This window comes from Streptomyces capparidis (assembly GCF_054782095.1).
The window spans coordinates 1-10825 of record NZ_BAAGTD010000105.1 but is presented as its reverse complement, the minus strand read 5'-3'; the positions used below and the strand labels follow the sequence as shown (position 1 = coordinate 10825).

General features: G+C 76.2%; 2 protein-coding genes. Both read right to left on the bottom strand.

The genetic code is table 11. The annotated features are described in order from the left end of the window. The coding region (locus ACYVO2_RS36825; RefSeq protein WP_461012490.1) for an SDR family NAD(P)-dependent oxidoreductase at window positions 1-7129 on the bottom strand (7129 nt) is incomplete at its 3' end. Window positions 7130-7219: 90 nt separating this feature from the next. Continuing rightward, complete coding sequence (locus ACYVO2_RS36820) at window positions 7220-10771, bottom strand: type I polyketide synthase (RefSeq protein WP_461012489.1); 3552 nt, start codon at window positions 10769-10771, stop codon at window positions 7220-7222. Between the last annotated feature and the right edge of the window lie 54 nt (window positions 10772-10825).

Sequence of the window (10825 nt, the reverse complement as noted above, 5' to 3'; positions counted from 1 at the left end):
CCACGGCCAGCACCCGGTGCCCGTTGCGCACCGCGTCCGACAGCCGCTCCACCACCAGCACGCCGACGCCCTCGGCCGGGCCGAAGCCGTCGGCCGCGGCGGAGAAGGCGCGGCAGCGGCCGTCGGCGGACAGGCCGCGCTGGCGGCTCATCTCCACGAACCCGGCGGGGGTGCAGGTCACCGTCACTCCGCCGGTCAGCGCCAGGTCGCACTCGCCCTGCCGCAGCGACTGCACCGCCATGTGCAGCGCCACCAGCGACGACGAGCACGCCGTGTCCACCGTCACCGCGGGCCCTTCCAGGCCCAACTGGTAGGCGACGCGGCCGGAGGCGACGCTGGACATGTTGCCGGTGCCGAGGAAGCCCTCGACTCCGTCGGGGACGGCGTTGAGCCGGGAGAGGTACTCGGAGGAGAGCACGCCCGCGAACACCCCGGTCCGGCTGCCGCGCAGTGACGCCGGGGCGATGCCGGCGCGTTCGACCGCCTCCCAGGAGGTCTCCAGCAGCAGCCGCTGCTGCGGGTCCATCGCCAGGGCCTCACGCGGGGAGATGCCGAAGAACTCCGCGTCGAACCCGGCGACGTCGCCCAGGAACCCGGCGCCCTGGACGTAGGTCTTGCCGTGCGCGTCGGGGTCCGGGTCGTACAGGCCGTCCATGTCCCAGCCGCGGTCGGCGGGGAAGCCGCCCACGGCGTCGATGCCGTCCCGCACCAGGCGCCACAGGTCCTCGGGCGAGCCGACGCCGCCGGGGAGGCGGCATGCCATGCCGATGATCGCGACGGGTTCGGTGTCGGGCGCGGCGGTGCCGCGGGCGGGGGCGGCGGGCGCCGCCGGGCGGACACCGGAGACCTCGGCGTCGAGGAAGCGGGCGACGGCGGCCGGGGTGGGGTGGTCGAAGACGAGGGCCGCCGGGAGGGTGAGGCCGGTGGCGGCGCCCAGGCGGTTGCGCAGTTCGACGGAGGTGAGCGAGTCGAACCCGAGGTCCTTGAACGGCCGGTCCACCTCGACGGCCTGGGGGTGGGCGTGCCCGAGGACCGCGGCGACGCTGCCGCGCACCAGGTCGAGCAGTTGCCGGGCCCGCTCGTCCGCCGGGAGCGCCGCCAGCCGTCCGGCGAGGGTGGCGGCGCCCGCGGTGCCGCCCTGTTCCGCGGTGCGGCGGGCGGTGCCGCGGACCATGCCGCGCAGGATCGGCGGGACGGCGGCGCGGGTGCCGGTGCGCAGCAGCTCGGGGTCAAGCGGGGCGGCGATGAACAGCGCCTCGTCGCGGGCCGTGGCGGCGTCGAAGAGGGCGATACCCGTCTCGTCGCTGAGCGGGACGAACCCGCCCTTGGCCACCCGGGCGATGTCGCCCCGGCCGAGGTGGGCGGTCATGGAGCTGGCCTGCTCCCACAGGCCCCAGGCGAGGGAGGTCGCGGGCAGGCCGTGGGCTCGGCGGTGGTGGGCGAGGGCGTCCAGGAAGACGTTGGCGGCGGCGTAGTTGGCCTGTCCGGGCCCGCCGAAGACACCGGAGGCGGAGGAGTAGAGCACGAACATGCCCAGGTCGGCGTCCCGGGTCAGCTCGTGCAGGTTGACGGCGGCGTCCACCTTGGGCCGCCAAACGCGCTCCAACTGCTCGGCGGTGAGGGAGGTGAGCACACCGTCGGCGAGAACGCCCGCGGCGTGTACGACACCGGTGAGGGGACGGTCCTGCGGGACGGCGGCCAGGAGGACGGCGAGCTGGTCGCGGTCGGCGGCGTCGCAGGCCACCACTTCCGCTCGGGCTCCCGACTCGGCGAGTTCGGCGACGAGCTCCGCCGCGCCCGGCGCGTCCGGGCCGGAGCGGCTGGTCAGCAGCAGATTCCGCACCCCGTGCTCGGCGACCAGGTGCCGGGCGAGCAGCGCGCCCAGGGTGCCCGTCCCGCCGGTGATCAGCACCGTTCCGTCCGGGTCCAGGGCCGGCGGTGCCGTCAGGACGACCTTGCCGACGTGCCTGGCCTGGCTCATGTGGCGGAACGCCTCGGGGCCGCGCCGCACGTCCCAGGTGGTGACCGGCAGCGGGCTCAGCGCGCCCCGCCGGTACAGGGCGAGCACCTCGGCGAGCATCTCGCCGACGCGTTCGGCCCCGGCCTCCTTCAGGTCGTACGCCCGGTACACGACGCCGGGGTGGCGCTCGGCGACCTGGGCCGGGTCGCGCTTGTCGGTCTTGCCCATCTCCAGGAAGCGCCCGCCGCGCGGCAGCAGGTCCAGGGAGGCGTCCACGTACTCCCGGGCGAGGGAGTTGAGCACCACGTCCACCCCGCGCCCGCCGGTGGCGGCCAGGAACTTCTCCCGGAAGTCCAGGTCGCGGGAGGACGCGATGACGGAGTCGTCCAGGCCGAGGGAGCGCAGGACGTCCCACTTGCCGGGGCTGGCGGTGGCGAACACCTTCGCGCCCAGGTGCCGGGCCAACTGGATCGCCGCCATGCCGACGCCGCCGGCGCCCGCGTGCACCAGCACCGAGTCGCCGGCCTTGATCCCCGCCAGGTCCACCAGGCCGTAGTACGCGGTCAGATACGCCACCGGCACCGAGGCGGCCTGCTCGAACGACCAGCCCTCCGGCATCCTGGCGAGCATCCGCGCGTCGGTGACCGCGAGCGGCCCGAACCCGCCGTCGCAGATGCCGACGACGCGGTCGCCCGGCGCGAACCCCGTGACGCCCTCGCCGACCTCGACGACGCGGCCCGCGCACTCGCTGCCCATCACGGTCTGCCCGGGCACCATGCCGAGGCCGATGAGGACGTCCCGGAAGTTCACCCCGGTGGCCCGGACCGCGACGCGGACCTCGCCCGCCTCCAGCGGCGCGGCGGCGCGGGGCGCGGGCAGCAGGGCGAGGCCGTCGAACGTGCCGGACGCGGTGGTGTCCAGCCGCCAGGCCCGCTCACCGGCCGGGGGCACCAGCGCGCCGCCGCCGTCCGCCCGGGCCAGGCGCGGCGCCAGCACGGCGCCGCCGCGCACCGCGACCTGCGGCTCCCCCGAGTCCAGGGCGGCGGCGACGGCGGGCACCACGGCGTCGGCCGCGTCGGGGTCGGCGGGATCCAGGTCCACCAGGACGAAGCGGTCCGGCGCCTCGGACTGGGCGCTGCGCAGCAGGCCCCACACGGGCGCGGCGGCCAGGTTGGTGACGTCGGCGCCGCCGCCCGCCGCGACCGCGCCGCGGGTGACGACGACGAGCCGGGAGCCGGCCAGCCGCTCGTCGGCGAGCCACTCCCGCGCGGTCTCCAGCAGCCGCAGGGTCACCTGGTGGGCGGCGTGCGCCAGCCCGCCGTCCGGTGCGGCGGGCGCCGCGCACAGCACCGTGCGGGGCACCGGGGCGCCCGCGTCCAGGGCGGCCCGCAGGCCGTCGGGGCCGGGGTGGAAGTCGGCGGCGATCCCGGCGTCCTGGAGGGCGACGCCCAGCCCGAGCACGTCGTCGGAGCCGAGCACGGCCCAGCGCTCGGCGGTGTCGGCGGGCGCGGCCGGGACGGGCGTCCACCTGAGGGCGAGCAGGCCGTCGTCCCCCGCGGGCCCGGCCGCCGCGGCCGCGACCTGCTCGGCGGTCACGGCGCGCAGCACCAGGGAGTCGGCGTGCGCCACGGTCCGGCCCGCGGTGTCGGCGAGGTCCACGGAGAACGCGTCGTCGCCCGCCGGGGCGAGCCGCACCCGCACGGAGGTGGCGCCGACCGCGGAGAGCGACAGCCCGTTCCAGGTGAACGGCAGCAGGAGGGCGTCCCCGCCGCGCCGCCCGGCGTAGCCGCACGCGTGCAGGGCGGCGTCGAGCAGCGCCGGGTGGATGCCGAACCGGGCCGCGTCGCCGCGCTGCTCCTCGGGCAGCTCGACCTCGGCGAACACCTCGTCGCCGCGCCGCCACACCGCCTTCAGTCCCCGGAACGCCGGGCCGTACCCGTAGCCGGCCGCCTCGGCGTCGGCGTAGAACGCGGACGCGTCCACGGCTTCCGCGCCGGGCGGGGGCCAGGCGGCCAGGTCGGCGCCGTCCGCGGCGGGCGGCTCGGCGGTGAGGACGCCTTCGGCGTGGCGGGTCCACGGGGTGTCCGTCGCGGCGTCGCCCGGCCGGGAGTACACCGTCAGCGGCCGGTGCCCCGCCTCGTCCGCGGAGCCCACCACCACCTGCACCTGCACGGCTTCCCGCGCGGGCAGCACCAGCGGGGCCTGGAGCATCAGCTCCCGCAGTCGCCCCGCGCCCACCTCGTCCCCGGCGCGGACGGCCAGCTCGACGAAGCCCGTCCCGGGGAAGAGCACCGTGCCGCCGACGGCGTGGTCGGCCAGCCACGGGTGGGTGCGGGTGGACAGCCTGCCGGTCAGGACCAGGCCGCCGTCAGCGGCGAGGCTCACCGCCGCGCCCAGCAGCGGGTGGTCGGCCGCGCCCAGGCCGAGCCCCGCCGGGTCACCGGCACCGGTGGCCGCCTCCAGCCAGTAGTGCCTGCGCTGGAAGGCGTAGGTGGGCAGCTCCACACGGGTGACGGCGCGTCCGGCGAAGACGGCGGACCAGTCGACGGGAGTGCCGCGCACCCACAGCTCGGCCGCGTTGGCGATCAGCCGGGCGGGCTCGTCCTCCTCGCGGCGCAGCGAGCCGACGACCACGGCCTCCGCCCCGGCGTCCTCGGCGATGGCCTGGACGCCCATCACCAGCACCGGGTGGGCGCTGACCTCAACGAAACGGGTGAGGCCGGAGGCGATGGCCTGCTCGACGGCGTCGGTGAAGCGGACCGGCTGACGCAGGTTGGCGAACCAGTACTCCGGGCCCATGGCGGTGGTGTCTTCCAGCGCCTCACCGGTGACGGTCGAGATCAGGGGCACCCGGGCCTGCTGCGGAGACACGTCCGCCAGGGCGGCGAGAAGCCGGTCCTTGATGTCCTCCACGTGCGGGGAGTGCGAGGCGTAGTCCACCGGGACCATCCGGGCCCGCACCCCGGCCGCCTCAGCAGCCTCGGCGATCTCCTCCAACGCCGCAGGCTCCCCGGCAACGACGGTGGCGGCGGGGCCGTTGAACACCGCCACCGACACCCGACCGTCGTAGGGCGCGAGCCACTCCCGGACCCGCTCCGCACCGGCCGCCAGCGACAGCATCCCGCCCCGACCGGCCAGCTCCTCCCGGATCGCCGCCGACCGCAACGCAACGACCCGAGCGCCGTCCTCCAGGCTCAGGGCACCGGCCACCACAGCGGCAGCGATCTCACCCTGGGAGTGCCCCACCACGGCAGCGGGCTCAACACCCAGCGACTCCCACACCGCCGCCAGCGACACCATCACGGCCCACAGCACCGGCTGAACGATGTCCACCCGCCCCAGCCAGGCGTCATCGTCCCCGGCCAGCACCTCACCCAACGACCAGTCCACAAACGGCCGCAGCGCCGCCTCGCACTCCGCCAACCGAGCCGCGAAGACCGGAGACGAAGCGAGCAGACCTCGCCCCATCCCCAACCACTGCGACCCCTGCCCCGGAAACACGAACACCGCACCGGCATCCGCAGCCCCAGCCGCCCCCGTCACAACGTTGGCCGCAACCCCGTCCGTGGCCAGGGCCTCCAGCCCCGACGCGAACTCCCCGGCGGCACTCCCCCACACCACCGCCCGGTGCTCGAACACCTGCCGCGACGACAGCAGACTCCACCCCACGTCCACCGGATCGGCACCCCGCACCGCCTCCGCCAGCCGCCCGGCCTGCCCCGCCAGCGCTTCCGCCGAACGCCCGGACACCACCCACGGCACCACACCCGACCCCGCGAGCCCGCCCTCCCCGGACACCACCACCGGCCCGGGCGAGGCGTCTTCCGGGGCTTCCTCAAGGATCACGTGCGCGTTCGTCCCGCTGATCCCGAACGACGACACCCCCGCCCGCCGCGGCTCGCCGTTCACCGTCCACTCGCGGGCCTCGGTCAGCAGGGCGACGTGCCCCGCCGACCAGTCCACGTGCGGGGTGGGCTCGTCCACGTGCAGGGTCGGCGGCAGCGTCCGGTGACGCATCGCCATGATCATCTTGATCACCCCGGCGACGCCCGCGGCGGCCTGGGTGTGGCCGATGTTCGACTTGACCGAGCCGAGCCACAGCGGCCGGTCCTCGCCCCGGTCCTGCCCGTAGGTGGCCAGCAGGGCCTGGGCCTCGATGGGGTCGCCCAGGGTGGTGCCGGTGCCGTGGGCCTCGACCGCGTCCACCTCGGCGGGCGTGAGCCGGGCGGCGGCCAGGGCCTGCTGGATCACCCGCTGCTGGGACGGGCCGTTGGGCGCGGTCAGGCCGTTGGAGGCGCCGTCCTGGTTGACGGCGGAGCCGCGCACCACCGCCAGCACCCGGTGCCCGTTGCGCACCGCGTCCGACAGCCGCTCCACGACCAGCAGGCCGATGCCCTCGGACCAGCCGGTGCCGTCGGCGGCTCCGGCGAACGCCTTGCAGCGGCCGTCGGCGGCCAGGCCGCGCTGGCGGCTGAACTCCACGAACACGCCGGGGCTCGGCATGACGGTGACGCCGCCCGCCAGGGCCAGGTCGCACTCGCCCTGCCGCAGCGACTGCACGGCCAGGTGCAGCGCCACCAGCGACGACGAGCAGGCGGTGTCCACCGTCACCGCGGGGCCTTCGAGGCCGAGTTGGTAGGCGACGCGGCCGGTGAGGACGCTGGTGGCGTTGCCGGTGAGGGAGAAGCCGCTGACGTGCTCGGGGACGTTCAGCATGTCGGTGAGGTAGCCGAACGACGAGGCGCCGACGAACACCCCGGCGCTGCTGCCCTTGAGGGCGTCCGCGGCGATCCCGGCGTGCTCGAACGCCTCCCACGCGGTCTCCAGCAGCAGCCGCTGCTGCGGGTCCATGGCGAGGGCCTCGCGCGGGGAGATGCCGAAGAACTCGTTGTCGAAGTCGGCCGCGTCGTGCACGAACCCGCCCTCGACCACGTAGCTCTTGCCGGGCCTGTCCGGGTCCGGGTCGTACAGGTCCTCGTCCCACCCGCGGTCGTCGGGGAAGCGGGAGATCCCGTCGCGGCCCTCGGCGACGAGCCGCCACAGGTCGTCGGGCGAGGCGACGCCGCCCGGGTAGCGGCAGGCCATGCCGACGACGGCAATGGGCTCCCGGCTCCTGGCCTCGGTGCTCCGCAGGCGCTGACGGGTCTCCTGCAAATCGGCCGTGACCAGCTTCAGGTACTCGCGGAGCTTCGCTTCGTTGCCGGACATCTACCTTCGTCTCCAGGCGTGCGGTGCGGACGGGCGGGGAGGAAGGGCCCCTCAGCCGATACCGAGTTCTTTGTTGATCAGGGCGAACATCTCGTCGTCGGTGGCCGTGTCGAGGGACACCGGCTCGCCGGCCGCGGGCTCGGGGGAGCCGTCGGCGGGGTCGTCCTTCTCCAGCCTCCACAGCAGGGACTGGAGCCGCTTGACCAGCCCGGCGCGGTGGTCGCCGCCGAGCGGGGCGGCGGCGAGCGCGGCCTCCAGCCGGTCGAGTTCGCCGAAGGCGGGCGGCGTGTCCGCGTCGTCCGGCGCGAACCGGGAGTCCAGGTGGGCCGCGAGCGCGCCGGGGGTGGGGTAGTCGAAGACGAGGGTGGCGGGCAGCCGCAGCCCGGTCAGGCCGCTGAGCCGGTTGCGGAGCTCGACGGCGGTGAGGGAGTCGAAGCCCGACTCGGCGAACTCCCGGTCCAGTTCCACGGAGCGGGCGCTGCCGTGGCCGAGGACCTCGGCGACGTGGGTGCGCACCAGGTCCTGGAAGACGGCGAGCCGCCCCGCGGCGTCCCGCCCGGCCAACTGCCGGGCCAGGGGCCGGCCCGCGCCGTCCTCGCCGGCGGTGGTGCGGCGCCCCCCGGCGGGGACGATGCCGCGCAGGATCGCCGGGACGGCGCCGGCCCGGGCGTTCCTGCGCAGCGCGGCGGCGGCGATCTGGACGGCGACGAGCAGCGGCTCGTCGGCGGCGCCGCTCGCCGCGTCGAGCAGGGCGAGCCCGGCGGCGGACGGCAGCGGGGCGATGCCGGAGCGGGTGATGCGGTCCAGGTCGCCGCGGCCGAGCGCGCCCGTCATGCCGCCGGTCTCCTCCCACAGCCCCCAGGCGACGGAGGTGGCGGGCAGGCCGTGGGCGCGGCGGTGGTGGGCGAGGGCGTCCAGGTAGGCGTTGCCCGCGGCGTAGTTGGCCTGCCCGGGGCCGCCGAGCACGCCCGCGGTGGAGGAGAACAGCACGAACGCGGACAGGTCGAGGTCGCGGGTCAGCTCGTGCAGGGCGGCGGCCGCGTCCACCTTGGGCCGCAGCACCGCCGTGACCTGCTCGGGGGTGAGGGCGGCGAGGACGCCGTCGTCGACGATGCCCGCGGTGTGCACGACGGCGGTCAGCGGGCGGTCGGCGGGGACGGCCGCGAGGACCGCGGCGAGCCGGTCCCGGTCGGCGGCGTCGCAGGCGACGATCTCGGCGTCGGCGCCCAGCCGGGCGAGGTCGGCGACCAGCGCCTCGGCGCCCGGGGCGGCCGGGCCGCTCCTGCTGGTGAGCAGCAAGTGGCGCACGCCGTGCGTGCCCGCGAGGTGGCGGGCCACCAGCATGCCGAGGGTGCCGGTGCCGCCGGTGACCAGCACGGTGCCCTCGGTGCGCCAGACCGGCTCCTTCCGCCCGGACTCGGCGGGCAGGTCCGCCTTGGCGATCCGCGGGACCAGCACCTCCTCGCCGCGCACCGCGACCTGGGGTTCGCCGTCGGCGAGCGCCGCGGTGAGCGCGGCCACCAAGGCGTCGGGGTCGAGGCGGTCGGGGTCGCCGACGTCCACGAGCAGGAACCGGTCCGGGTTCTCCGTCTGCGCGGTGCGCACCAGGCCCCACAGCGGGGCGGCGGCCAGGTCGGTGACGTCCTCCTCGGCCCGGGTGGCGACCGCGCCCGCGGTGACCACGGCGAGGCGGGTCTCGGCCAGCCGCGGGTCGGCGAGCCAGCCCTGGAGGAAGGCCAGCAGCTCCCGCGTCGCCTCGTGGGCGGCGGCCGGGGAGGCGCCGCCGCCGGGCCCGGCGCAGCTCAGCAGCGCCAGGGGCGGCGCGGGCACACCGGCGTCGAGGACGGCGGTGAACGCGGCCAGGTCGGGGCAGGCGGACACGGTGACCCCGGCGTACTGGAGAGCGGCGGCGGTGCCCAGCGGGTCGCCGCCGAGGACGGCCCAGCCGTCGGCCGCCTCGGTGCCGGGCGCCTCGGCGGCGGACGGCGACCAGGTGACCCGGTACAGCTTGTCGGCGTGCGGCGCCGCGGCGGCGAGGTGGTCGGGGGTGAAGGGCCGCAGCGTGAGGGCGTCGGCGGTGAGCACGGGGCGCCCCGCGGTGTCGGCGGCGGTGACGGTCGCCGGGCCCTGCCCCTCGGCCCCGGCGGACAGGGCGACGCGCAGTCGGGATGCGCCGGTGGCGTGCAGGGTGAGCCCGGCCCAGGCGAACGGCAGCCGCAGTTGCTCGGCGTCCGCGGACGGGAGCAGGCCCAGCGGGTGCAGGGCGGCGTCCAGCAGGGCGGGATGGATGCCGTAGTCCCCGGCGGCGGCCTGCTCCGCCTCGGGCAGCTCGATCTCGGCGAACACCTCGTCGCCGCGGACCCAGGCGGCCCGCATGCCCTGGAACACCGGCCCGTAGCCGTACCCGGTCTCGGCGGCGGCCGGGTAGAACCAGGACACGTCCACCGGCTCCGCGCCCGCCGGGGGCCACGCCGTCAGGTCGGCGGCGCCCCGGGCGGCGGCCTCCTCCGCGGCGAGCAGACCCTCGGCGTGCGCCGTCCACGGGGTGTCGGCGGTGGCGTCGTCCGGGCGGGAGTACACGGTGACGGTCCGCTGCCCCGCGTCGTCGGCCGCGCCCACCACGACCTGCACCCGCACCGCGCCCTGCTCCGGCAGCACCAGCGGCGCCCGGAGCGTCAGCTCCCGCACCCGCGTGGCGCCCACCTCGTCCCCGGCCCGCACCGCCAGCTCAACGAACCCGGTGCCCGGGAACAGCACCGCCCCCGCCACCGCGTGGTCCTTCAGCCACGGGTGCGTACTCGCCGACAGCCTGCCGGTGAGCAGCACCCCGTCCCCGGCGGCGAGGGCGAGGGCGGCCCCGAGCAGCGGATGCCCGGCCGCGCCCAGCCCGAGACCGGCCGGATCCCCACCGCCCGCCTCGGCACGCAGCCAGAAGTGGCGGCGCTGGAAGGCGTAGGTGGGCAGGTCCACGTGGCGGGGGGTGTGGCCGGTGAAGAAGGCGGGCCAGTCGATGTCGGTGCCGGTGGTCCACAGGCGGGAGACGGCGGAGGTGAGCGTCTGCACCTCGTCGTGCTCGCGGCGGGTCGCGGCCACCAGCACCGCACCGGAGTCCGCCGGGAGACACTCGGCCGCCATCGCGGTCAGGGTGGCGTCGGGGCCCAACTCCAGGAACTTGCGGACACCGGCCGAGGACAACCACTCGATGCCGTCACCAAACCGCACCGCTTCCCGGACATGCCGGACCCAGTAGGCGGCAGTACCGATCTCCTCCCCAGCCGCACGACCGGTCAGATTCGAGACGACCACGATCTCCGGCCTGCGATACGAAATGCCGGACGCGACCTGCTCGAACTCAGCCAGCATCGGCTCCATCAACGCCGAGTGGAACGCATGCGAGACCGACAAACGACGCGTCTTCACCCCCGCAGCGGCGAAGTGCTCCCGCACCTGCTCAACCGCAGCCTCCACACCGGAAACCACAACCGCGGACGGGCCGTTGACAGCCGCGATGTCCACACCGTCCAACGAGGCAACAACCGACTCCACATCCGCCAGCCCGGCCTGCACCGCCAGCATCGCCCCACCCGCAGGGAGCGCCTGCATCAAGCGCCCCCGAGCAGCCACCAGACGGCAGGCATCCGCCAGATCGAACACCCC

Coding starts and splice junctions, on each gene's coding strand:
- ACYVO2_RS36820 (WP_461012489.1), bottom strand. CDS start 10,771: ATGCAGGCGCTCCCTGCGGGTGGGGCGATGCTGGCGGTGCAGGCCGGG.